Origin of the sequence: Paracoccus sp. (in: a-proteobacteria) (assembly GCF_039808215.1) — a bacterium.
Lineage (GTDB): Bacteria > Pseudomonadota > Alphaproteobacteria > Rhodobacterales > Rhodobacteraceae > Paracoccus.
Genome location: NZ_JBDHSP010000039.1, coordinates 1 through 22,087, shown reverse-complemented (window position 1 = coordinate 22,087; position 22,087 = coordinate 1). Strand labels below are relative to the sequence as shown.

The window sequence follows — 22,087 nt, the reverse complement described above, 5'->3', positions numbered from 1 at the left end:
GCCGGATTCAGGTGAACAATGTGGCGAGGATCATCGCCAGGGTGGCGGAAAATCCGACCGCCCAGATCAGCGAACGCCAGGGCGTCCAGCCAAGGGCATAGGCGGGGACGTAAAGGACGCGCGCCAGCAGATAGAGCCAGGCGCAGATGACGGTCAGGCTGGTGGTGGCGTCGCTCATCACCACCAGCACGACGGCGACGGTGAACAGGATCAGCGCCTCGAAATGGTTCGAGGCGGCGCGGCGCAGCCGCCCGGTCAGCGCCGAGAAATCCGCCGGCCGATCGCGCGGCCCGGCGTTCCAGGCGGTGCCGGCGTCGCGGTTCATCGCCGCCGCGGCCAGCGCCAGCTGCCCCGCCTGCAAGAGCGCCGCCAGGCCAAGGGCGGTGGTCTCGGCCGCCATCAGACCGTCTCGACCAGGTGGAATTCGGTCTCGGTGACGCCGGCGAGGCTGTGAAACACCGCCGCAGCCCCTTCAAGCCAGACCCGCGCCGCCCGCGCGTCATGCACGCTGAACAGCGCCCAGGCGCAATCGCCCCCCTCGCGCCAGAGCTGCAGCAGCCCGAGGCCGTTGTTGCCGCGGTCCTCGGCATCGGCGTCGAAGGCCGCCCTGAAGCGGGCCTGATCGCCGAAACGATAGCGCACGATCATCTGGGTCATGGCCAAATCCCCTGTTCAGGTGCGGCCGGCGGGGCCGCAAGAATTTGCGCGGACGCCCGGGCAGGGCGGCCGCGCGCTTGCGCCGGGGGCGGGACGGGCCGCGCCCCCGCACGGATCACAGATCCATCAGCAGGCGGCGCGGATCCTCGAGCGCTTCCTTGACGCGCACGAGGAAGGTCACCGCGCCCTTGCCGTCGACGATGCGGTGGTCATAGCTGAGCGCCAGATACATCATCGGCCGGATGACGATCTGCCCGTTCACCACCACCGGCCGGTCCTGGATCTTGTGCATGCCTAGGATGCCCGATTGCGGCGGGTTCAGGATCGGGCTGGACATCAGCGAGCCATAGACGCCGCCGTTCGAAACCGTGAAGGTGCCGCCCTGCATTTCCGCCATGGTCAGCTTGCCGTCGCGGGCGCGCAGGCCCAGTTCGCCGATCTCCTTCTCGATCTGGGCAAAGCCTTTCTGGTCGGCGTCGCGCACCACCGGCACCACAAGGCCCGAGGGCGTGCCGACGGCGACGCCCATATGCACGAAATGCTTGTAGACGACATCGCCGCCGTCGATCTCGGCATTGACCTCGGGCACTTCCTTCAGCGCGTGGACGCAGGCCTTCACGAAGAAGGACATGAAGCCCAGCTTCACCTTGTGCTTCTTCTCGAACTGATCCTTGTAGGTGTTGCGCAGTTCCATGACGCCCGACATGTCCACCTCGTTATAGGTGGTCAGCATGGCGGCGGTGTTCTGCGCGTCCTTCAGGCGGCGCGCGATGGTGGCACGCAGCCGGGTCATCTTCACCCGCTCCTCGCGGGCGGCGTCCTGGGTCGAGCTGGGCGCGCGCGGCGCCTGTGCCGGGGCGGGCGCGGTCGAAGGCGCGGGTGCGGCGGCGGCGCGGGCCACGTCCTCTTTCATCACCCGGCCGTCGCGGCCGGTGCCGGTGACGGCATCGCGCGCGATTCCGGCCTCGGCCATGGCCTTCCTTGCCGCGGGAGCGTCCTCGACATCGCGGCCGGCCGGCGCCGCGGCCGCGGCGGGCGCGGGCGCGGCAGGGGCGGCGGCAGGGGCGGCGCTGACGCTGCCCGCGGCGCCCTCGGTGATGATGGCGAGGCGCGCGCTGGCCTCGACCGTGGCGCCCTCGGGCGCAAGGATCTCGGCCAGCACGCCCGCCGCGGGGGCGGGCACCTCGACCGAGACCTTGTCGGTTTCCAGCTCGCACAGCATCTCGTCCTGTGCGACGGCATCGCCGACTTTCTTGAACCAGGTCGCGACCGTGGCTTCGGTCACGCTTTCGCCCAGGGTGGGCACCATCACGTCGACGGTCTTTGCGCTCATCTTCTTCAGTCCTTCCTGGGGCATTGCGCCCGTTTCTGCATTGGGCAAGTTCTCCGCGGGGCCGGCGCCCGCGGTTTGCGTGATCTGCGCGAGCAGCGCATTGGGCGCCACGGTCGCGCCCTCGGGGGCGACGATCTCGGCCAGCCTGCCGGCGACGGGCGAGGGGATCTCGACCGTCACCTTGTCGGTTTCCAGCTCGCACAGCATCTCGTCCACGGCGACGCGGTCACCCGGTTTCTTGAACCAGGTGGCCACCACCGCCTCCGAGACCGATTCCCCCAAAGGGGGAACGCGCAGTTCCGCAGCCATCTCAGCCGCCGATCGTGACGGCTTCGTTGACCAGCGCCTCCTGCTCGGCCTTGTGGCGCGAGGCGAGGCCGGTGGCGGGCGAGGCCGAGGCATTGCGCCCGACATAGCGCGGCCGGCCATGCTTGGCGCCGATGCGCGTCAGCACCCATTCGATATTGGGCTCGACAAAGCTCCAGCCGCCCTGGTTCTTGGGCTCTTCCTGGCACCAGACCATCTCGGCATTCTTGAAGCGTTCCAGCTCCTTGGACATGGAATGCGCCGGGAAGGGATAGAACTGCTCAAGCCGCAGGATGTAGACATCTTCGGCCCCGGCCGCGTCGCGTGCCTGCAGCAGGTCGTAATAGACCTTGCCCGAACAGATCACCACGCGGCGGATGCGCTCGTCGGCGGCCAGCTTGAAGGCCGACTTGCCGCGTTCGGCGTCATCGGCCAGCACGCGGTTGAAGGTCGAGCCGGTGAGGAACTCGTCGGCGGTGGAGACCGCCAGCGGGTGGCGCAAGAGCGATTTCGGCGTCATCAGCATCAGCGGCTTGCGGAAGGGCCGCTTCAACTGCCGGCGCAGGATGTGGAAATAGTTGGCCGGCGTGGTGCAGTTCGCCACGATCCAATTGTCTTCGGCCGACAGTTGCAGCCAGCGCTCCAGCCGGGCCGAGCTGTGCTCGGGACCCTGGCCTTCGTAGCCATGCGGCATCAGCACCACGAGGCCGGACATGCGCAGCCATTTCTTCTCGCCCGAGTTGATGAACTGGTCGAACATGATCTGCGCACCATTGGCGAAATCGCCGAACTGCGCCTCCCACAGCGTCAGCGCATTCGGCTCTGCCAGCGAATAGCCGTATTCAAAGCCCAGCACCGCATATTCCGACAGCATCGAATCGGTGACCTCATAGCGCGCCTGGCCGCCGCGGATGTGGTTCAGCGGATAGTGGCGCGCCTCGGTGGTCTGGTCGATGAAGGCGGAATGGCGCTGCGAGAAGGTGCCGCGCGTCGAATCCTGGCCCGACAGCCGCACCGGATGACCCTCGAGCAGCAGCGAGCCATAGGCCAGCGCCTCGCCCGTGGCCCAGTCGAAACCGGCGCCGGTCTCGAACATGTGCTTCTTGGCCTCAAGCAGCCGGCCCACGGTCTTGTGCAGGTCGAAACCCTCGGGCACGCGGGTCAGCGCGGTGCCGATCTCGGCCATGGTCTCGGCGGCGATGCCGGTCTGGCCGAGGTTTTCCTCGGCATGTTCGGATTCCAGCCCCGACCACTTGCCGTCCAGCCAGTCGGCCTTGTTCGGCTTGAAGTTCTTGCCCATCTCGAACTCTTCGTTCAGATGTGCCTGGAAGGCGGTCTTCATCTCGTCGATCTCGCCCTCGGGCACCAGCCCGTCGGCCACCAGCCGCTCGCTGTAAAGTTGCAGCGTGCTCTTGTGGCCCTTGATCTCCTTGTACATCGCCGGGTTGGTGAACATCGGCTCGTCGCCCTCGTTGTGACCGAAGCGGCGATAGCAGAAGATGTCCAGCACCACGTCCTTGTGGAACTTCTGGCGGAACTCGGTTGCGACGCGCGCGGCATGGACCACCGCCTCGGGGTCGTCGCCGTTCACATGGAAGATCGGCGCCTCGACCATCAGCGCGATGTCGGTGCAATAGGGCGAGGTGCGGCTGAAATGCGGCGCCGTGGTAAAGCCGATCTGGTTGTTCACCACGATATGGATGGTGCCGCCGGTGCGATGACCCTTGATGCCCGACAGCTGCAGGCATTCCGCCACCACGCCCTGGCCGGCAAAGGCCGCATCGCCATGCAGCAGGATCGGCAGCACCGCGGTGCGATGCGCCTGGTCGGACAGCTGGTCCTGCTTGGCGCGGGCCTTGCCCAGCACCACCGGGTTCACCGCCTCAAGGTGGCTGGGGTTGGCGGTCAGCGACAGGTGCACGGTATTGTCGTCGAAGGTGCGGTCGCTGGACGCGCCGAGGTGGTATTTCACGTCGCCCGAGCCGTCCACGTCCTCGGGCTTGTAGCTGCCGCCCTGGAATTCGTGGAAGATGGCGCGGTAAGGCTTGCCCATGACATTGGCCAGCACCGACAGGCGGCCGCGATGCGGCATGCCGACCACCACGTCCTTGACCCCCAGCGCACCGCCGCGCTTGATGATCTGCTCCATCGCCGGGATCAGCGCCTCGCCGCCGTCAAGGCCAAAGCGCTTGGTGCCCATGTATTTGACATGCAGGAACTTTTCAAAGCCCTCGGCCTCGACCAGCTTGTTGAGGATGGCGCGGCGGCCTTCGCGGGTAAAGGCGATCTCCTTGCCGTAGCCCTCGATGCGCTCCTTCAGCCAGGCGGCCTCGTCAGGGTTCGAGATATGCATGTATTGCAGGGCGAAGGTGCCGCAATAGGTGCGGTCCATCAGGTCGGTGATCTGGCGGATCGTGGCGATCTGCAGCCCCAGCACATTGTCGATGAAGATCGGCCGGTCCAGGTCCGAGGGGCCGAAGCCGTAGGTTTCCGGGTCCAGCTCGCCATGGTCGGGAATGTCGCGCATGTTCAGCGGGTCCAGATCGGCATGCAGATGCCCGCGAATGCGATAGGCGCGGATCAGCATGATGGCGCGGATGCTGTCCAGCACCGCGCGGCGCAGCTGGTCGTCGCTGAGGTTCACCCCCATTTCGCCGGCCTTGGCGGCGATCTTGTCGGCGGCGGCCCTGGCCTCGGCCCGGGGCGGCAGCGGCCATTCGCCGGTCAGCGCCGCGGTATTGTCGTCGGCGGGCACCGGCGGCCAGTCGCCGCGCTGCCAGCTGGCGCCCTGCGCCTCGCGGGTGACGGTGGCCTCATCGTCGCCGAGGCCGCGAAAGAACGCGTCCCAGGCGCCATCGACCGCGGCCGGATCCCGGGCCCACTGGCCGTAAAGCTGCTCGACATAGGCGGCGTTGTGACCCTGCAGAAAGCTGGAATCGTGGAAAGCCGCGTTGGGGGATTGATCGTTCATTGGATTTCCTCCGGGAAGTTCTGTCGTTTCACGCCCGCATCGGGGGTGTCGGGTTTGGTCGGGGGCTGCCCGGGGCGCCGGGCCCCGGAGATCAGCCGCAGCTGGAATTCGGGATACCAGCCCGGCAGCGCCGCGGCGGGCTGGCGCAGCAGGGCGGGCAGGTGGCGGCCGGCCAGCAGCGCGCCGCGCAGTTGCGGCAGGTGCCAGCGCCGGCCGGCCAGGTCCTTGGGCAGTTCGGCCAGAGCCATGCGCAGATACCACCAGCCATAGCGGCAAAGGTCGCGCCCCTGCCGGGACGAGTTGCGGCGGATGAAATAGGCGACATTGAGCAGCGCCAGCGCCGTGTTGATCCGGCGCTTGCCGCGTCCGGCCGCCGCCTCGAGGTGATGGATCGGCGCATCCGCGGCGATGGCCAGCAGCCCATGGCGGCCAAAGCGGTAGCTGGCGTCCAGATCCTCGGCGATGCAGCTGCCGACCAGCCCCTCGTCAAAGGGCTCGGCCAGGGCCACCCGGCGGCGCAGCGTCAGGGCAAAGCCGGGGATGTGGCGGACGCGAAACAGCCCGGCGGGCAGCGCGGCCGTGCCCTGCCAGCGCCGTTCCGCCGGGTCGTAGCCGACAAAGCGCTGCTCGGCCTCGATCATCAGCAGGCGGCGCAGGGCCAGGTTGATGCCGCGCGGCGAAGGTCCGGGGCCGTCGTCCAGCAGGGCGGCGGCGGGGCTGAAATCCTTGGGCGTGCCCGCCGCCTGCGGCCAGTCCTCGCGGTTGGTGTTGCGACACGAGATCGCCGCCAGCCGCCCCTCGCGGTCGTCGCGGTAAAAGCCCATGATCCGCGCCGCCGTGTCGGGATGCAGCAGCGCGTCGTCGTCGATCATGAACAGCACATCGGCGCAGGCCAAGGCCACGGCCTGGTTACGCTGCACCGTCAGCGAGCGCCGCCGCGCCGGCTCATAGCGCAGCGGGCAGGCGGCCTGGCCCGAGACCAGCGCCGTGATCGCGGCGCGGTTGTCCTGCCAGTTCTCGCTGGCGTCGACGATGACGATTTCCGCCGGCGGCAGGCTCGAGGCCAGGGCATGGCGCACGCAGTCGCGCAGGATGTCGCCGCGGTCGCAGGTGGCGACGCAAAGCGCCCAGCTCCCGGCCGCGTGGCTTGCGGGCAGGCCAAGGGTTGCCGGGGTGGCGGGGGCGTTCATCCGCGCCTCCCTGCGTTTCGCCAGACCGCCGGGCGCAGGCCACGGCGCCGCGGGCAGGGGTCTGCCGGGGCGGGGCGGGGCGTGATCTGGCGGCGGCAGTCCACTTTGACACCTGGCTTGCAAGGATCGGGCCTGGCCCCGGCTGCGGTCCGGGGCCAGGCCGGGGTCAGGTTCGGCGCGGCCCTAGCGGCCGATCGCCTTCAGTACGGCCTCGCCCAGACCGGCGGGGCTGTCGGCGACGATGATCCCGGCCGATTTCATGGCCTCGATCTTGCTCTCCGCGTCGCCCTTGCCGCCCGACACGATGGCGCCGGCATGGCCCATGCGGCGGCCCTTGGGTGCGGTGCGCCCGGCGATGAAGCCGGCGGTCGGCTTCCATTTGCCCTTGCGCTTCTGCTCGGCGAGGAACTCGGCGGCCTCTTCCTCGGCCGAGCCGCCGATTTCACCGATCATGATGATCGATTCGGTTTCCGGATCGTCCAGGAACATGCGCAGCACGTCGATGTGCTCCATGCCCTTGATCGGGTCACCGCCGATGCCCACGGCCGAGGACTGGCCCAGACCCACGTCCGAGGTCTGCTTGACCGCCTCATAGGTCAGCGTCCCCGAGCGCGAGACCACGCCGACCGAGCCGCGCTTGAAGATCGAGCCCGGCATGATGCCGATCTTGCATTCGCCCGGCGTCATGATGCCGGGGCAGTTCGGCCCGATCAGCAGCGAGTTCGAGCCCTGCAGCGCGCGCTTGACGCGCATCATGTCCAGAACCGGGATGCCCTCGGTGATCGCCACGATCAGCGGGATGCGCGCGTCGATCGCCTCGAGGATCGAGTCGGCCGCAAAGGGCGGCGGCACATAGATCGCGGTCGCATTGGCGCCGGTCTTGGCCACCGCCTCATGGACCGAGTTGAAGACCGGCAGGCCCAGGTGGTCAGTGCCGCCCTTGCCGGGGGTCACGCCGCCGACCATCTTCGTGCCATAGGCGATGGCGTGTTCGGTGTGGAAGGTCCCCTGCGAGCCGGTGATGCCCTGGCAGATGACTTTGGTATCTTTGTTGACGAGTACGGCCATTACATTTGTCCTGTCTCTGATCCGTTGCGAGGGGCCGGTCCCGGCCTCCTCCCGGTTAAGCGTTCATGATGGGGTGGGACGCGCGCCGCGTGCCTGTCACCTCTTGGCCCTGACTTCCATGCTGATGCCGGAACCCGCGGAACCTTCGCCCGAATTGCCGCTGCCAAGCACATGCATGACCAGCGACCCGCCCCTGAGGGGCACGACCCAGGACCTGATGCCATCGACGGTCGGTGCCGTCTGCCACGCACCCTTGAACCTTGCGTCCAGATGCTGCTCCAGCAATGCTTCGGCAGACTTACGAGGGAAGGTCGAACTGACCGTGCAGCCCGGGTTGGAATAGCGATTGCCCGGAAAGACGAAGACATTCGCATCGCCCTTCTCAAGCTCATATTCTCCCGGCTCGGCGCCTTCCTGCGAGTTCCAGCCCGCAGCCCTGAGCGTGCCATTGACCGAAGCGAACTTCGGCAGGCCGGCAAAGCAGGCTGAAAGCCCCTCGTTCATCAGCCTGCCATTCGCCAGCGCGGGGCCGGCAAGCAGGCTGATGGCCAAGGCGAATGCTGCAGCGGCGCGCATGGCCCTATCCCTTCACCGCCTTGACGATCTTCTGCGCCGCATCCGACAGGTCGTCGGCCGCGATCACGTTGAGGCCCGACTCGCCGATGATCTTCTTGCCCAGATCGACGTTGGTGCCTTCCAGACGCACGACCAGCGGAACCTGCAGGCCCACTTCCTTCACCGCGGCGATGATGCCCTCGGCGATGATGTCGCAGCGCATGATGCCGCCGAAGATGTTGACCAGGATGCCCTTCACGTTCGGGTCCGAGGTGATGATCTTGAACGCCTCGGTGACCTTTTCCTTGGTCGCGCCGCCGCCGACATCGAGGAAGTTCGCTGGCTCGGCGCCATAGAGCTTGATGATGTCCATGGTGGCCATCGCCAGACCGGCGCCGTTCACCATGCAGCCGATCTCGCCATCCAGCGCGATGTAGTTCAGGTCGAACTTCGAGGCCGCGAGTTCCTTGGGGTCTTCCTCGGTCTCGTCACGCAGGGCCAGCACGTCGGCCTGACGATAAAGCGCGTTGTTGTCGAAACCCATCTTCGCGTCGAGGCATTTGATATTGCCTTCGGGGGTGACGATCAGCGGGTTGATCTCCAGCATCTCCATGTCACGCTCGATGAACATGCGATACAGGTTACGCACCAGCGCCACGCATTGCTTGATCTGCCCGCCCTTCAGGCCAAGGGCAAAGGCCACGCGGCGGCCGTGAAAATCCGACAGGCCCGAGGCCGGATCGACGCTGAAGCTGACGATCTTTTCCGGGGAATGCGCCGCGACTTCCTCGATGTCCATGCCGCCTTCGGTCGAGGCGACGAAGCTGATGCGCGAGGTGCCGCGGTCCACCAGCAGCGCCAGATACAGCTCGCGCTCGATGTCGCTGCCGTCCTCGATATAGATGCGGTTCACCTGCTTGCCGGCCTCGCCGGTCTGATGCGTGACCAGGGTGCGGCCCAGCATCTGCCGGGTCAGCTCCTCGGCCTCGGCGACGGATTTCGCCAGCCGCACGCCGCCCTTTTCGCCGGCTTCCTTTTCCTTGAAATGGCCCTTGCCGCGGCCGCCGGCGTGGATCTGCGCCTTGACGACCCAGAGCGGCCCGTCCAGTTCACCCGCCGCCGTCTTGGCCTCGTCCGCCTTCATCACCACTCGCCCGTCCGAGACCGGCGCGCCATATTGGCGCAGCAGCGCCTTGGCTTGGTATTCATGGATGTTCATGGTGTTTCCCCGCAGTTATCGGTTGCGGGGCTTGTGGCACATTCCGCGCCCCTTCCAAAGCACTATGCGCCTGAATCCGGCAAAAGCGGCGCAAATCCGGCTTTTGTGATCACAGGCCAGATTGCTGCGATCACAAATCCGTTCCGGGGTCGTGGCAGGGGCGCCTCCGGGATGGAAAAACCCCCGCGGGGCCGGACCCGCGGGGGTGGTGATTCAGGTCTGGGGCGGGGTTCAGGCCAGCGAGCCGTCGATGCCCTTGCAGGCGGCGACGAGGCCCTTCACCGCATCGACCGACTTGTTGAACATCGCCTGTTCCTCGCCGTCCAGCGCGATGTCGATGACTTTCTCGATGCCGTTCTTGCCGATCACCGTCGGCACACCGACGTAAAGCCCGTCCAGCCCGTAGGCGCCCTTGACATAGGCCGCGCAGGGCAGGACGCGCTTCTGGTCCTTAAGATAGGCCTCGGCCATCTCGATCGCCGAGGTGGCGGGTGCATAGAAGGCCGAGCCGGTCTTGAGCAGGCCGACGATCTCGGCGCCGCCGTCGCGGGTGCGCTGCACGATGCCGTCCAGCTTTTCCTGGGTGGTCCAGCCCATCTTGACCAGATCGGGCAGCGGGATGCCGGCGACGGTGGAATAGCGCGCCAGGGGCACCATGGTGTCGCCATGCCCGCCCAGCACGAAGGCGGTCACATCGCGCATCGAGACGCCGAATTCCAAGGACAGGAAGTGGCGGAAGCGCGCCGAATCCAGCACGCCGGCCATGCCGACGACCTTTTCATGCGGCAGGCCGCTGAATTCGCGCAGCGCCCAGACCATGGCATCCAGCGGGTTGGTGATGCAGATCACGAAGGCGTTCGGGGCATGGGCCTTGATGCCTTCGCCCACCGATTTCATCACCTTGAGGTTGATGCCCAGCAGGTCGTCGCGCGACATACCCGGCTTGCGCGGCACGCCCGCGGTGACGATGCAGACATCGGCGCCGGCGATGTCGGCATAGTCATTGGCGCCCTTCATGGCGGCGTCGAAACCCTCGGACGGGCCCGACTGCGCGATGTCCAGCGCCTTGCCCTGGGGGGTGCCCTCGGCGATGTCGAACAGGATGACATCACCCAGTTCCTTCATCGCCGCGAGATGCGCCAGCGTGCCGCCGATCTGTCCCGCGCCGATGAGTGCGATCTTGGGTCGGGCCATGGTAACCTCCGATTTCCATGAGTGTTCGGGCCGGACCTAGTGCCTTGCACGCAGAATCGCAAGCCTCGGCTGCCGGTCGGGCGCCGAAACCGCGATTGTCAACCGCTAACATCGGCAAGGCTGCATCTGCATTGCCGGCGCTGCCCGGGCGGGTTACTGCGGATTTTGGCAGCAGGGGATGCGCGGATGGACATGGCGGCCTGGATTCTGGCGGTGCTGGCGGCCTTTTCGGTCGGGCTGGCCAAGGGCGGGCTGTCGATGGTCGGCACGATCTCGGTGCCGCTGATGGCGCTGGCCATGTCGCCGGTGCAGGCGGCGGGGATCCTGCTGCCGGTGTTCGTCGTCTCGGACATCGGCGGGCTGATCGCCTTCCGGCGCAGCTTTGACCGGCGGGTGCTGGCGACGCTCTTGCCAGGGGCGGTGACCGGCATCCTGCTGGGCTGGGCCACGGCCAGCCGGGTGGACGATGCGCGGGTGGCGCTGATCGTCGGCGTCATCGGTGTGGGGTTCGCGCTGAACACCATGCTGCGCCACCAACCCGACGCCAGCGCCAGGCCACCGCGCTGGGGCGCGGGCAGTTTCTGGGGGGTGATCGCCGGCTATACCAGTTTCGTGTCCCATTCCGGCGGCGCGCCCTATCAGGTCTATGCCCAGCCGCTGCGCATGTCGCCGATGTCCTATGCCGGCACCACCACCATCTTCTTTGCCATCTGCAATGCGATCAAACTGCTGCCCTATGCCATGCTGGGGCAACTGTCGCTGCACAACCTGTCGCTGGCGGCGGTGCTGCTGGTGCCCGGGGTGCTGGGGGTGCTGGCGGGGTTCTGGCTGCTCAGGCGCATGTCGCCGCTGTTCTTCTACCGCTTCATCACCTGGGCGCTGCTGCTGGTCTCGGTCAAGCTGATCCTCGATGGGATTTGATGCTGCGCCGCGGCAAATGGGGGCTTGCGATTCGGATCGTTTGCGGGCAGCGTCGCGCAAGATTGTTACGCGAGCATGCCGATGACCCGACCCTATCGTTCCGTCCTCTATATTCCCGCCGCCAATGCGCGGGCGATGGAAAAGGCCCAGACCCTGGCCGCCGATGCGATCATCTTCGATCTCGAGGATGCCGTGGCCCCGGCCGAGAAGGTGCCGGCGCGCGAGCTGCTGGCCCAGGCGTTGCTGGGCGATTACGGCGGGCGGGCGCGGATCGTGCGCATCAACGGGCTGGACAGCGAATGGGGCGAGGGCGACGCCCGCGCCTTCGCCCGCGGCGCCGATGCGGTGCTGATTCCCAAGGTCAGCCGCGGCACCGATCTGGACCGGGTGGCGCGGCTGGTGCCCGAGACGCCGCTCTGGGCGATGATGGAAACCGCCGAGGGCATGCTGAACGCCGCCGAGATCGCCGCGCATCCGCGTCTGCAGGGCATGGTCATGGGCACGAACGACCTGGCCAAGGAAATCGGCAGCCGATTCCGCGCCGACCGCCTGCCGATGCTGGCCGGGCTGGGCCTGTGCCTGCTGGCGGCGCGGGCGCATGGGCGGGTGATCGTGGACGGGGTGTTCAACGCCTTCAAGGACGAGGACGGGCTGCGCGCCGAATGCGAGCAGGGCCGCGACATGGGTTTCGACGGCAAGACCCTGATCCACCCGGCGCAGCTGGCGATCGCCAATGCCGCCTTCGCCCCCAGCGAGGCCGAGATCGCGCTTGCGCGCCGGCAGATCGCGGCCTTTGATGAGGCCAAGGCGCAGGGCAGGGGCGTGGCGGTCGTCGACGGCCGCATCGTCGAGAACCTGCATGTCGAGACCGCCCGCACCACGCTGGCCAGGGCCGAGGCCATCGCGGCCCTGGCCGACTGACCGCGGCGGGCCAGCACGGGGAGGGCTGACGGATGATCATCCTGATTTTGGGCGTGGCGTTGTGGTGGGCGGCGCATTTGTCCAAGCGCTGGGCGCCGGGGCTGCGGGCGCGGCTGGGCAAGGGCGGCGTCGCCGGGCTGCTGGCGCTTTCGGTGCTGCTGATGATTCTTGGCTATCGTCTGGCGGACGGGCCCTACTGGTGGGGGGCGACGGTGCCGCTGAAGGGGGCGAACAACCTTCTGGTGCTGGCCGGCTTCTATCTTTACGCCGCCTCGGGGATGCGCACCCGCGCGACCCGGCTGGTGCGCCATCCGCAGCTGACGGGGTTCTCGCTCTGGGCTTTCGGGCATCTGCTGCCAAATGGCGACCTGCCGTCATTCGTGCTGTTCGGCGGGTTGCTCGGCTGGGCGCTGGTCGAGATGGCAGTGCTGAACCGGGCGCAGGACTGGACCCCGCCCGCCGGCCCGTTCCCGCTGTCGCGCGAAATCATGGCCGCGATCGGCGCGGTCGTCGTGTTGCTGGTCGTGGGGCTGATCCACGCCTGGCTGGGCTACAATCCATTCGGAGGCTGACATGCCGACAATCTATCGCCTGCTGACCGAGGAGGACAGCGCCGCCTTCTGCCACAAGGTCAGCCTGGCCCTGTCCAAAGGCTGGGAACTGTATGGCGACCCCTGCTATGCCTTCGACGCCAGGCATGGCACCATGCGCTGCGCCCAGGGGGTGATCAAGCGAATCGAGGCCGAATACCACCCCGACATGAAGCTGGGCCAGCAATGAGCAAGACCAACCCCGGCCGCTTCTTCGAGGATTACCGCATCGGCCAGGTGATCCGCCATGCCGTGCCCCGCACCCTGGCCGAGGGCGAGCGCGCGCTTTACCACGCGCTTTATCCGGCCCGGCACGCGCTTTACTCCTCGGACGATTTCGCCGCCGATTGCGGTCTGGAAAGCAGCCCGATGGACGATCTGCTGGCCTTCCACACGGTTTTTGGCAAGACGGTGCCCGACATCAGCCTGAACGCGGTGGCCAACCTCGGCTACGGCGAGGGTCGCTGGCTGCTGCCGGTCTGGCCCGGCGACACGCTGCGCGCCGAATCCGAGGTGATCGGCCTCAGGGAGAACTCGAACCGCCAGTCCGGCGTGGTCTGGGTGCGCACGCGCGGGCTGAACCAGATGGGCCTGGCGGTGCTGGAATATGTGCGCTGGGTCATGGTGCGCAAGCGCGACGTCGCCGCCCCGGCACCGGCGGCGGTGGTGCCCGATCTGGCCGGCGCCGTCGCCGCGCAGGACCTGGTGATTCCCGAGGGACTGGATTTCAGCGGCTATGATTTCGACCTGGCCGGCGAGCCGCATCGCTGGGGCGATTACGCCATCGGCGAGGTCATCGACCATGTGGACGGCGTCACCATCGAGGAGGCCGAGCACATGCTGGCCACGCGCCTGTGGCAGAACACCGCCAAGGTGCATTTCGACGCCACCTTCCGCGAGGACGGCCGGCGGCTGATCTATGGCGGCCATGTCATCAGCATGGCGCGGGCGCTTTCGTTCAACGGCCTCGCGAATGCGCAGATGATCGTGGCACTGAACGCCGGTGCCCATGCCAATCCCTGCTTTGCCGGCGACACCGTCCGCGCCTGGTCCGAGGTTCTGGACAAGGCCGCGACCGAGGCTCCGGGCATCGGCGCGATCCGGCTGCGGCTGGTCGCGCACAAGGGTCCGGCCGGCAGCCAGCGCCTGCGTGGCGAGGACGGCCGCCACGCCCCCGAGGTGCTGCTGGATCTGGATTACTGGGCGCTGATGCCGCTGTAAGCGCCGGCCTGCGGCGCGCGGGGCAACCGGCGCACCGTATTAAACCAAGGAAAACACCGGGATTTGCTTGGCGCATGGCCGAATCCTCGATCCCGGCGCGCCGCGGCGGGGGTTTTCCCGAAACTGTGATCACAGGTCGGGTTTGCGTGATCACAAAGTCTGAAATTTGTGCCTCTTTGGCCTTTCGGCTGGCCTCGGCCCGTGACAGATGCCACAAAAGCACTAGAAGCAAACCCAATTTCTCGGCCAGCCCCTTGTCGCCAGCCGTCGCGACGGGGGCCCTGAACGCAGGAGAGCGCATCATGGCTGACGTCAACCGGGGCAACCGGCCGCTGTCACCGCATCTGCAGGTCTACCGCCTGCCCATCGCCGCCGTCACCTCGATCATGACCCGGATCACCGGCCATGCACTGGTGGCCGGCATCGTCCTGATCACCTGGTGGCTTGCCGCCGCCGTGTCCTCGCCCGGGGCCTTTGCCGCCGCGGACTGGGTGCTGCGCTCCTGGCTGGGTTTCATCATCCTGACCGGATCGATGTGGGCGCTTTGGTATCACTTTCTGGCCGGCATCCGGCACCTGGCCTATGACGCGCTGATCGGGCTCGAGATCCCCGAGGCGGAAAAGTCCAGCTGGGCCATCATCTACGGGTCGGTCGGGCTGGCGCTGCTGACGCTGATCCTCTTCTTTGTGTTCTGAGGAAAGGGCAGGGATCATGCGTTACATCACCCCCCGCAAGGCCGCCACCGGTCTGGGCACCGCCCATGACGGCACGCATCACCACTGGGCGATGACCGTCACCGCCTGGGCGCTGCTGGTGCTGACCCCGCTGTTCATGATCACCGTGGCCTGCGCCATCGGCCTGTCGCAGGAACAGGTCCTGGTCTATTTCGGCCGGCCCTTCCCGGCGCTGGTCACCGGGCTGTTCATCACCGTGGGCATGGTGCATTTCATCAAGGGCACCCGCATCATGATCGACGACTATTGCCAGGGCGCGGCGCGCAAGGCGGCGATCGTCGTTTCCGTCATCTTCGGCTGGGCGGTCATCGCCACCGCCATCTACGCGCTGGCCCGCATGGGTCTGGGCGCCATCGTCGTCGTCTGAGGTTCCGCCATGGCTGATTACAAATACGTTACGCATGACTATGACGTGGTGGTGGTGGGCGCCGGCGGCGCGGGGCTGCGCGCGACGCTGGGCATGGCCGAGCAGGGGCTGCGCACCGCCTGCGTGACCAAGGTGTTTCCGACCCGCAGCCACACCGTGGCGGCGCAGGGCGGCATCGCCGCCTCGCTGTCGAACATGGGCCCGGACAACTGGCAGTGGCACATGTATGACACGGTCAAGGGCTCGGACTGGCTGGGTGACACCGACGCCATGGAATATCTGGCGCGCTCGGCCCCGGCGGCGGTCTATGAGCTCGAGCATTACGGCGTGCCGTTTTCCCGCACCGAAGAGGGCAAGATCTATCAGCGCCCCTTCGGCGGCCACACCACCGAATTCGGCGAAGGCCCGCCGGTGCAGCGCACCTGCGCTGCCGCCGACCGCACAGGCCACGCCATCCTGCACACGCTTTACGGCCAGTCGCTGAAGGAAAAGGCCGAATTCTTCATCGAATATTTCGCCCTCGACCTGATCATCACCGAGGGAAAATGCACCGGCGTGGTATGCTGGAAGCTGGATGACGGCACCATCCACGTGTTCAACGCCAAGATGGTGGTGCTGGCCACCGGCGGCTATGGCCGCGCCTATTTCAGCGCCACCTCGGCCCATACCTGCACCGGCGACGGTGGTGGCATGGTGGCGCGCGCCGGCCTGCCCCTGCAGGACATGGAATTCGTGCAGTTCCACCCGACCGGCATCTATGGCTCGGGCTGCCTGATCACCGAGGGCGCGCGCGGCGAGGGCGGTTATCTGACCAATTCGGAAGGCGAGCGGTTCATGGAGCGCTATGCGCCCCATTACAAGGACCTCGCCTCGCGCGACGTGGTGTCGCGCTGCATCACGCTGGAAATCCGCGAGGGTCGCGGCGTCGGCGAGCACAAGGACCACATGTTCCTGAACCTGCAGCACCTGCCGCCCGAGGCGCTGCATGAACGCCTGCCGGGGATTTCGGAATCGGCCAAGATCTTTGCCGGCGTCGATGTCACCAAGGAGCCGATCCCGATCCTGCCCACGGTGCATTACAACATGGGCGGCATCCCGACGAACTATTGGGGCGAGGTACTGAACCCGACCGAGAAGAACCCCGACGCCACCTTCCCCGGGCTGATGGCGGTGGGCGAGGCCGGCTGCGCATCCGTGCACGGGGCGAACCGCCTCGGCTCGAACTCGCTGATCGACCTGGTGGTGTTCGGCCGCGCCGCCGCGATCCGCGCCGGCCAGGTGGTGGACCGCGAGGCGCCGATCCCCGCAACCAACCGCGAGCAGGTGCAAAAGGCACTGGAGCGCTTTGACCGCATCCGCCATGCCGACGGCGGCACGCCCACGGCCGAGCTGCGGCTTGAGATGCAAAGGACCATGCAGGCCGATGCCGCGGTGTTCCGCACCGACAAGACGCTTGCCGAGGGCGTCGAGAAGATGAAGCTGGTGGCGGCCAAGCTGGACGACCTGAAGGTCACGGATCGCAGCCTGATCTGGAACACCGACCTGATGGAGACGCTGGAGCTGACCAACCTGATGCCGAACGCGCTGGCGACCATCGTCGCGGCCGAGGCGCGGAAGGAAAGCCGCGGCGCCCATGCGCATGAGGACTATCCGGACCGCGACGACAAGACCTGGCGCAAGCACTCGCTTGCCTGGATCGAGGGCAACGATGTTAGACTGGCCTATCGGCCCGTGCATCTTGACCCCCTGACCAGCGAGGCTGAGGGCGGGATCGACCTGAAGAAGATCGCACCCAAAGCGAGGGTTTACTGATGCGTTCCAGCCTGCCCCTGATCCTGAGCGCCGCGGCGCTGGCCCTGTCGGGTTGCGTCATGCAAAGCCCCGGCATGGCTCCTGCGCCGCTGCCGCAGATCCAGCCGCCGACGCCGCCGGTGAACGCCGATGCCCGCGTCGTCGTCAACCGCGAGATGGCGCGGCGCCTGCCCGGCGCCAATGTCGCGCCCTATACCGACTGCGTGATGCAGAACGCCACGCCCGCCGAACTGGCCGGGATCGCCGGCGCCGGCGAGGCGGGGGCCGGGAACATGGTGGCGGCGATCGTCGGCCGGCCCGCGACCACGCAATGCATCGCCGGAGCCGCGGCGGCAGCCAAGCGGGTCGCCTGATGGCCGGGCGCGGCGCGCTGGCATCGGCCCTGGTCCCGGCCTTGCTGGGGCTGGCCGGATGCGCGCCGCAGCTTGTCCCGGTCGAGCGCGCCGAGCGCGCCTGCATGGCCGAGGCGCGGGGCGGGCAGCCGCCGCGCACCCAGGTCGGTTTCGGCGTCGGCTCGCACGGGGTGCGCGGCGGTTTCGTGCAGGTGGATCTATCCTCGGACCAGATCGCCGGCCGCGATCCCGCCGAGGCCTTCAGCCAATGTGTGCAGCGCCGCTCGGGCGAGATGCCGCGGCGGCCGCTTTACGAACAACCGGGCTGGCGGGCGTCGTGACCCCGCCCGCCCAAGCCCACCGCATGACGGCGGTCTGACCACCAGGAGTAGCCCAATGGTCCAACTTTCCCTTCCCAAGAACAGCCGCATGCGGGTCGGCAAGACCTGGCCGCGGCCCGCGGGCGCCAGAAACGTCCGCCGCTTCAACATCTATCGCTGGGATCCGGACACCGGCGAGAACCCGCGCGTCGACAGCTATTTCCTCGACATGGACAAATGCGGTCCCATGGTCCTTGACGCGCTGATCAAGATCAAGAACGAGATCGACCCGACGCTGACCTTCCGGCGGTCCTGCCGCGAGGGGATCTGCGGCTCCTGCGCGATGAACATCGACGGCGGCAACCATCTGGCCTGCATCTGGGGCATGGACGAGATCAAGGGCGACGTGAACATCTATCCCCTGCCCCACATGCCGGTGGTCAAGGACCTGGTTCCGGACCTGACGCATTTCTATGCCCAGCACGCCTCGATCAAGCCCTGGCTGATCACCGAGACGCCGACGCCGGGCAAGGAATGGCGACAGTCGATCGAGGACCGCAAGAAGCTGGACGGGCTTTACGAATGCGTGATGTGCGCATCCTGCTCGACCGCCTGCCCCAGCTACTGGTGGAACGGCGACCGCTATCTGGGCCCGGCCTCGCTGCTGCACGCCTATCGCTGGATCATCGATTCCCGCGACGAGGCCACCGGCGAGCGTCTGGACGAGCTTGAGGACCCGTTCAAGCTGTATCGCTGCCACACGATCATGAATTGCACCAATACCTGTCCCAAGGGGCTGAATCCGGCCAAGGCCATTGCCGCGATCAAGCACATGATGGTGGATCGCATCGTCTGATCTGTCGGCGGGGAATGGCCGGCATACCGTGCCATGCCGCTTGACGCCGCGTTGCAGGGGTGGATTTTTCTGCATCGCGGCGTTAGATGTGCTTCCGGGGAGAGCCAAAATCTACCCGGAGATGAGACTATGACTATCACTGCCGAATCGCAGAACACCGCCCGGATCGTGGATCTGAATGCCCGGGCCGAGGCCCGCAGGGCGCTGGCGGTGCTGGAACAGATGTATGGCTATTTCAGCTTCGAGCAGATGCCGCTGGAAGTCGAGCATCTGGCCGCCTGATCCAGACCTGGACGATGCCATGTCCGGCACGGCCTTCGGGCCGTGCCGTTTTTCGTGTTCCGGCCCGGTCGCGGGCGGGACATGGCGGCCTCAGTCGATGGCGACCATCACATCCGATGCCTTGACCACGGCATAGGCGCTGGCGCCGACCGCAAGACCCAGCTCATCCACGGCCTCATTGGTGATCGAGGAGGTGACGACGGTGCCGTTGCCGATGTCGATGCGGACATGGGCGGCGATCGCGCCCTTGGTCAGGCCGACGATCTTGCCCTTGAAGCTGTTGCGCGCACTGAGTTTCATTGGTTGCTTCCTTTCGGTTATCACGGCCATGGCCTTCTCACCTTCGTGCCCGGTGGTCCACGGTCCGTGCCCGGCGATCGCGCCTAGAGGTCGATCGGGCGCATCACCTCGGGTTCGATCACCCGCACGCCGGGCAGTTCGGCCTTGAGGGTCCTTGCGTCCTGCGCCAGCAGCGGGAAGGTCCTGTAGTGGCAGGGGATCACGGTCTTGAAGTCGAAATACTTGCGCGCCGCCCAGGCCGCGCGCTCCATGTCCATGGTGAAATGCCCGCCGCAGGACAGGATGCCGATGTCGGGTCGGTGGTATTCGCCCATCCAGCCCATGTCGGCCATGATGTCCGTGTCGCCCGAGACATAGATCACATGGTCGTCGCCGGCGATCATGTAGCCGGATTCGTGTCCGGCATAGACCGGCCCCTCGGCCCCCTCGAGCGAGGAGGAGTGCGCGGCGTTCACCATCGTCACCTTCGCCCCGCCCAGATCGACCGTGCCCCCCTTGTTGAAGCCGATGCCCTCGATCCCCTCATGCGTGGTCCAGGTCGAGATCAGGTCATAGATGCCCACCACCGGGATCTGCAGCTCGCGCGCGATCGCTACCGTGTCGCCGCTGTGGTCGCCGTGGCCGTGGGTGACCAGCACATGCGTGGCGCCCGCCAGCGCCTCGGCGCGGCGCTCGGCCGGGAACATCGGATTGCCCGAGAGCCAGGGGTCGATCAGGATCACCGCCCGTTCGATTTCAAGCCGAAAGCCGGAATGGCCAAGCCATGTCAGTTTCATCGCAGCACCTCCTCTTGCATGGGTCGCGCCATCCTGCCAAGCCCGCATGGGCGGGTAAAGTTCCCGCCGCGCAGACGCTTGCCCAGCCCCGGCCGCAGGGGTAAACCCGACGCCAAGCGAAAGGATACCCATGGCGATCACCGAGGACGAAGCCCGCAAGGTCGCGCATCTGGCGCGCATCGCGGTCAAGGACGCCGACCTGCCCGAACTGGCGCAGGGGCTGAACGGCATTCTGCATTTCATGGAACAGCTGAACGAGGTCGATGTCGAAGGCGTCGAGCCGATGACCGGCGTCGAGCCGATGCGCCTGAAACGGCGCGCCGATGTCGTCACCGACGGCGAGATGCAGGACCTGGTGCTGAGAAACGCGCCCGATGCGCGCGAGGGCTTCTTTGCCGTGCCGAAGGTGGTGGAATGAGCGATCTGAACCGGCTGACCATCGCAGCCGCCCGCGACGGGCTGCGCAAGGGCGAATTCACCGCCGCCGAACTGACCGAATCCTGCCTGGACGCCATCGAGGCGGCGGGTGTGCTGAACGCCTATGCCCACAGGACCCCCGAGCGGGCGCGCGAGATGGCCGCGGCCGCCGACCGGCGCCTGCGCGCGGGCGATGCGCCGGCGATGTGCGGCATCCCCCTGGGCATCAAGGACCTGTTTTGCACCCGCGGCGTGCCCTCGCAGGCGGCCAGCCGGATTCTGGACGGCTTTGTGCCACAATATGAATCGACGGTGACGCAGAACCTGTGGGACGCCGGCGCAGTCATGCTGGGCAAGCTCAGCATGGACGAATTCGCCATGGGCTCCTCGAACGAGACCGCCTGTTATGGCCCGGTGGTCAGCCCCTGGAAGGTGGACGGGCGCCGGCTGACGCCGGGCGGCTCGTCGGGGGGGTCGGCTGCAGCGGTGGCGGCGGACCTGTGCCTGGCCGCGACCGGCACCGACACCGGCGGCTCGATCCGCCAGCCCGCGGCCTTCACCGGCATCGTCGGGCTGAAGCCCACCTATGGCCGCGTCAGCCGCTGGGGCGTCATTGCCTATGCCAGTTCGCTGGACCAGGCCGGGCCGATGACGAAATCGGTGCGCGATGCGGCGATCATGCTGGGCACCATGGCCTCGGTCGATCCCAAGGATTCGACCAGCGCCGAACGCGAGGTGCCCGATTACGAGGCGGCGCTGACCGGCGACATCCGCGGCAAGAGGATCGGCATCCCGCGCGAATACCGCATGGAGGGCATGCCCGAGGAGATCGACACACTCTGGCGCCGCGCGGCCGAGATGCTGCGTGACGCCGGTGCCGAGATCGTGGACATCAGCCTGCCGCACACGAAATACGCGCTGCCCGCCTATTACGTCATCGCGCCGGCCGAGGCCTCGTCCAATCTCGCGCGCTATGACGGCGTGCGCTATGGCCGCCGCGCCAAGCTGGGCGCCGGCGACGGCGTGGTCGAGATGTATGAGAACACCCGCGCCGAAGGATTCGGCCCCGAGGTGCAGCGCCGCATCATGATCGGCACCTATGTGCTGTCGGCAGGGTTCTACGACGCCTATTACAACCGCGCCCGCAAGGTGCGCGCCCTGATCAAGCGCGACTTCGACCAGGCCTACGGCGCCGGCATCGACGCGATCCTGACGCCCGCGACCCCCAGCGCCGCCTTTGGCCTGGGCGAGATGTCGGGCAAGGACCCGGTCGAGATGTATCTCAACGACGTGTTCACGGTGACGCTGAACCTGGCCGGCCTGCCGGGGATCGCGGTTCCGGTGGGGCTGGACCGCCAGGGCCTGCCGCTGGGCATGCAGCTGATCGGACGGCCCTGGGACGAGGGGGGCCTGTTGAACCTTGCGCAGGTGCTGGAATCTGCGGCAGGCTTTCAGGCGAAACCCTCGCGCTGGTGGTGAGAGGCCCAAAACGGGAGAGAGCGATGCGGAATGTGGTGATCCTGGCCGTGCTGGCGCTGGCCGCCTGCAACGAAAACAGCGGCTGGAACCCCAATTACAGCGCCATGCACAACGGCACGCCCTATGCGCAATACCTGCAGGCGCGCGAGGTGGCGCTGCAGGGCAAGGGGCCGGTGCCCAAGGTGATTCCCCTGCAACTGCCGGCCGAGGCGCCGACCGCCGAGGACATCGCCGGCATCCCGCTCAAGCGCGCCCCCGGCACGGTG

Annotated in this window: 25 protein-coding genes and 1 pseudogene; 15 read left to right on the top strand and 11 right to left on the bottom strand. The window is 67.2% G+C overall.

All coding sequences use genetic code 11. The features are described 5' to 3' along the window. Window positions 1-7 precede the first annotated feature (7 nt). From WMK75_RS12590 to mdh, 9 genes are all read right to left on the bottom strand, one after another. A complete protein-coding gene (locus tag WMK75_RS12590) occupies window positions 8-400 on the bottom strand; it encodes an MAPEG family protein (protein ID WP_347268010.1) in 393 nt (130 codons plus the stop codon). Continuing rightward, entirely contained in the window at window positions 400-657 is a 258-nt protein-coding gene (locus tag WMK75_RS12585) for a hypothetical protein (RefSeq protein WP_347268009.1), read from the bottom strand. Before WMK75_RS12585 ends, WMK75_RS12590 begins: the two co-directional genes overlap by 1 nt. A 115-nt stretch (window positions 658-772) precedes the next feature. Further along, window positions 773-2,299, bottom strand: coding sequence for a 2-oxoglutarate dehydrogenase complex dihydrolipoyllysine-residue succinyltransferase (gene odhB, locus WMK75_RS12580; protein WP_347268008.1), 1,527 nt, complete (start codon window positions 2,297-2,299; stop codon window positions 773-775). Between the two features lies 1 nt (window position 2,300). Further along, window positions 2,301-5,267, bottom strand: a complete 2,967-nt coding sequence (locus WMK75_RS12575; protein ID WP_347268007.1) for a 2-oxoglutarate dehydrogenase E1 component — start codon at window positions 5,265-5,267, stop codon at window positions 2,301-2,303. After that, entirely contained in the window at window positions 5,264-6,457 is a 1,194-nt protein-coding gene (locus WMK75_RS12570) for a glycosyltransferase (RefSeq protein ID WP_347268006.1), read from the bottom strand. The genes WMK75_RS12575 and WMK75_RS12570 overlap by 4 nt, the downstream gene beginning before the upstream one ends. A 183-nt stretch (window positions 6,458-6,640) precedes the next feature. Beyond that, window positions 6,641-7,525, bottom strand: coding sequence for a succinate--CoA ligase subunit alpha (gene sucD / locus WMK75_RS12565; protein ID WP_347268005.1), 885 nt, complete (start codon window positions 7,523-7,525; stop codon window positions 6,641-6,643). A 96-nt stretch (window positions 7,526-7,621) separates the two neighbouring features. Continuing rightward, window positions 7,622-8,029: a hypothetical protein gene (locus WMK75_RS12560; RefSeq protein ID WP_347268004.1), complete on the bottom strand. Its 408-nt coding sequence runs from the start codon at window positions 8,027-8,029 to the stop codon at window positions 7,622-7,624. 76 nt (window positions 8,030-8,105) lie between these two features. Continuing rightward, the gene (gene sucC, locus WMK75_RS12555; RefSeq protein WP_347268003.1) at window positions 8,106-9,299 is read right to left on the bottom strand and encodes an ADP-forming succinate--CoA ligase subunit beta; all 1,194 of its coding nucleotides are present in this window, start codon (window positions 9,297-9,299) and stop codon (window positions 8,106-8,108) included. Between the two features lie 231 nt (window positions 9,300-9,530). Next, window positions 9,531-10,493: a malate dehydrogenase gene (mdh, locus tag WMK75_RS12550; RefSeq protein WP_347268002.1), complete on the bottom strand. Its 963-nt coding sequence runs from the start codon at window positions 10,491-10,493 to the stop codon at window positions 9,531-9,533. A 186-nt stretch (window positions 10,494-10,679) separates the two neighbouring features. Between mdh and WMK75_RS12545 the strand changes: the two genes are divergently transcribed. The 12 genes from WMK75_RS12545 to WMK75_RS12490 all read left to right on the top strand — a co-directional run bounded on the left by WMK75_RS12545 (window position 10,680) and on the right by WMK75_RS12490 (window position 18,849). After that, the gene (locus tag WMK75_RS12545) at window positions 10,680-11,414 is read left to right on the top strand and encodes a sulfite exporter TauE/SafE family protein (protein WP_347268001.1); all 735 of its coding nucleotides are present in this window, start codon (window positions 10,680-10,682) and stop codon (window positions 11,412-11,414) included. Window positions 11,415-11,495: 81 nt separating this feature from the next. Further along, window positions 11,496-12,335, top strand: coding sequence for a CoA ester lyase (locus WMK75_RS12540; protein ID WP_347268000.1), 840 nt, complete (start codon window positions 11,496-11,498; stop codon window positions 12,333-12,335). A 32-nt stretch (window positions 12,336-12,367) separates the two neighbouring features. Beyond that, window positions 12,368-12,907 (top strand): NnrU family protein, encoded by a 540-nt coding sequence (locus tag WMK75_RS12535; RefSeq protein ID WP_347267999.1) that lies wholly within the window; start codon window positions 12,368-12,370, stop codon window positions 12,905-12,907. A 1-nt stretch (window position 12,908) separates the two neighbouring features. Continuing rightward, window positions 12,909-13,115: a DUF1737 domain-containing protein gene (locus WMK75_RS12530; RefSeq protein ID WP_347267998.1), complete on the top strand. Its 207-nt coding sequence runs from the start codon at window positions 12,909-12,911 to the stop codon at window positions 13,113-13,115. Beyond that, window positions 13,112-14,146: a MaoC family dehydratase gene (locus WMK75_RS12525; protein WP_347267997.1), complete on the top strand. Its 1,035-nt coding sequence runs from the start codon at window positions 13,112-13,114 to the stop codon at window positions 14,144-14,146. The genes WMK75_RS12530 and WMK75_RS12525 overlap by 4 nt, the downstream gene beginning before the upstream one ends. 302 nt (window positions 14,147-14,448) lie before the next feature. Further along, window positions 14,449-14,841 carry a succinate dehydrogenase, cytochrome b556 subunit gene (sdhC, locus tag WMK75_RS12520; protein WP_347267996.1) on the top strand — a complete coding sequence of 131 codons (393 nt, stop codon included), beginning with the start codon at window positions 14,449-14,451 and terminating at the stop codon, window positions 14,839-14,841. A 16-nt stretch (window positions 14,842-14,857) separates the two neighbouring features. Then, a complete protein-coding gene (locus WMK75_RS12515; protein ID WP_347267995.1) occupies window positions 14,858-15,247 on the top strand; it encodes a succinate dehydrogenase, hydrophobic membrane anchor protein in 390 nt (129 codons plus the stop codon). 9 nt (window positions 15,248-15,256) lie between these two features. After that, on the top strand, window positions 15,257-17,059 hold the full coding sequence (gene sdhA, locus WMK75_RS12510; protein ID WP_347267994.1) for a succinate dehydrogenase flavoprotein subunit: 1,803 nt from the start codon (window positions 15,257-15,259) through the stop codon (window positions 17,057-17,059). Then, complete coding sequence (locus WMK75_RS12505; protein ID WP_347267993.1) at window positions 17,059-17,412, top strand: hypothetical protein; 354 nt, start codon at window positions 17,059-17,061, stop codon at window positions 17,410-17,412. The genes sdhA and WMK75_RS12505 overlap by 1 nt, the downstream gene beginning before the upstream one ends. After that, entirely contained in the window at window positions 17,412-17,732 is a 321-nt protein-coding gene (locus WMK75_RS12500) for a hypothetical protein (RefSeq protein WP_347267992.1), read from the top strand. The genes WMK75_RS12505 and WMK75_RS12500 overlap by 1 nt, the downstream gene beginning before the upstream one ends. 55 nt (window positions 17,733-17,787) lie before the next feature. Next, window positions 17,788-18,567, top strand: a complete 780-nt coding sequence (locus tag WMK75_RS12495; protein ID WP_347267991.1) for a succinate dehydrogenase iron-sulfur subunit — start codon at window positions 17,788-17,790, stop codon at window positions 18,565-18,567. A 129-nt stretch (window positions 18,568-18,696) separates the two neighbouring features. Then, entirely contained in the window at window positions 18,697-18,849 is a 153-nt protein-coding gene (locus tag WMK75_RS12490; RefSeq protein ID WP_347267990.1) for a hypothetical protein, read from the top strand. Between the two features lie 90 nt (window positions 18,850-18,939). Here WMK75_RS12490 and WMK75_RS12485 read toward each other — a convergent pair whose 3' ends face one another. Together WMK75_RS12485 and WMK75_RS12480 are read right to left on the bottom strand one after the other, a co-directional pair. Then, window positions 18,940-19,149, bottom strand: coding sequence for a molybdopterin-binding protein (locus WMK75_RS12485; RefSeq protein WP_347267989.1), 210 nt, complete (start codon window positions 19,147-19,149; stop codon window positions 18,940-18,942). A gap of 83 nt (window positions 19,150-19,232) precedes the next feature. After that, window positions 19,233-19,925, bottom strand: coding sequence for a metal-dependent hydrolase (locus WMK75_RS12480; RefSeq protein WP_347267988.1), 693 nt, complete (start codon window positions 19,923-19,925; stop codon window positions 19,233-19,235). Window positions 19,926-20,055: 130 nt separating this feature from the next. Here WMK75_RS12480 and gatC point away from each other — a divergent pair, with 130 nt between their 5' ends. The 3 genes and pseudogenes from gatC to WMK75_RS12465 all read left to right on the top strand — a co-directional run. Continuing rightward, on the top strand, window positions 20,056-20,343 hold the full coding sequence (gatC, locus tag WMK75_RS12475; protein WP_347267987.1) for an Asp-tRNA(Asn)/Glu-tRNA(Gln) amidotransferase subunit GatC: 288 nt from the start codon (window positions 20,056-20,058) through the stop codon (window positions 20,341-20,343). Next, window positions 20,340-21,821 carry an Asp-tRNA(Asn)/Glu-tRNA(Gln) amidotransferase subunit GatA gene (gene gatA / locus WMK75_RS12470; RefSeq protein ID WP_347267986.1) on the top strand — a complete coding sequence of 494 codons (1,482 nt, stop codon included), beginning with the start codon at window positions 20,340-20,342 and terminating at the stop codon, window positions 21,819-21,821. Before gatC ends, gatA begins: the two co-directional genes overlap by 4 nt. A 23-nt stretch (window positions 21,822-21,844) precedes the next feature. Beyond that, window positions 21,845-22,087: pseudogene (locus WMK75_RS12465) on the top strand (hypothetical protein); the annotation flags it as partial.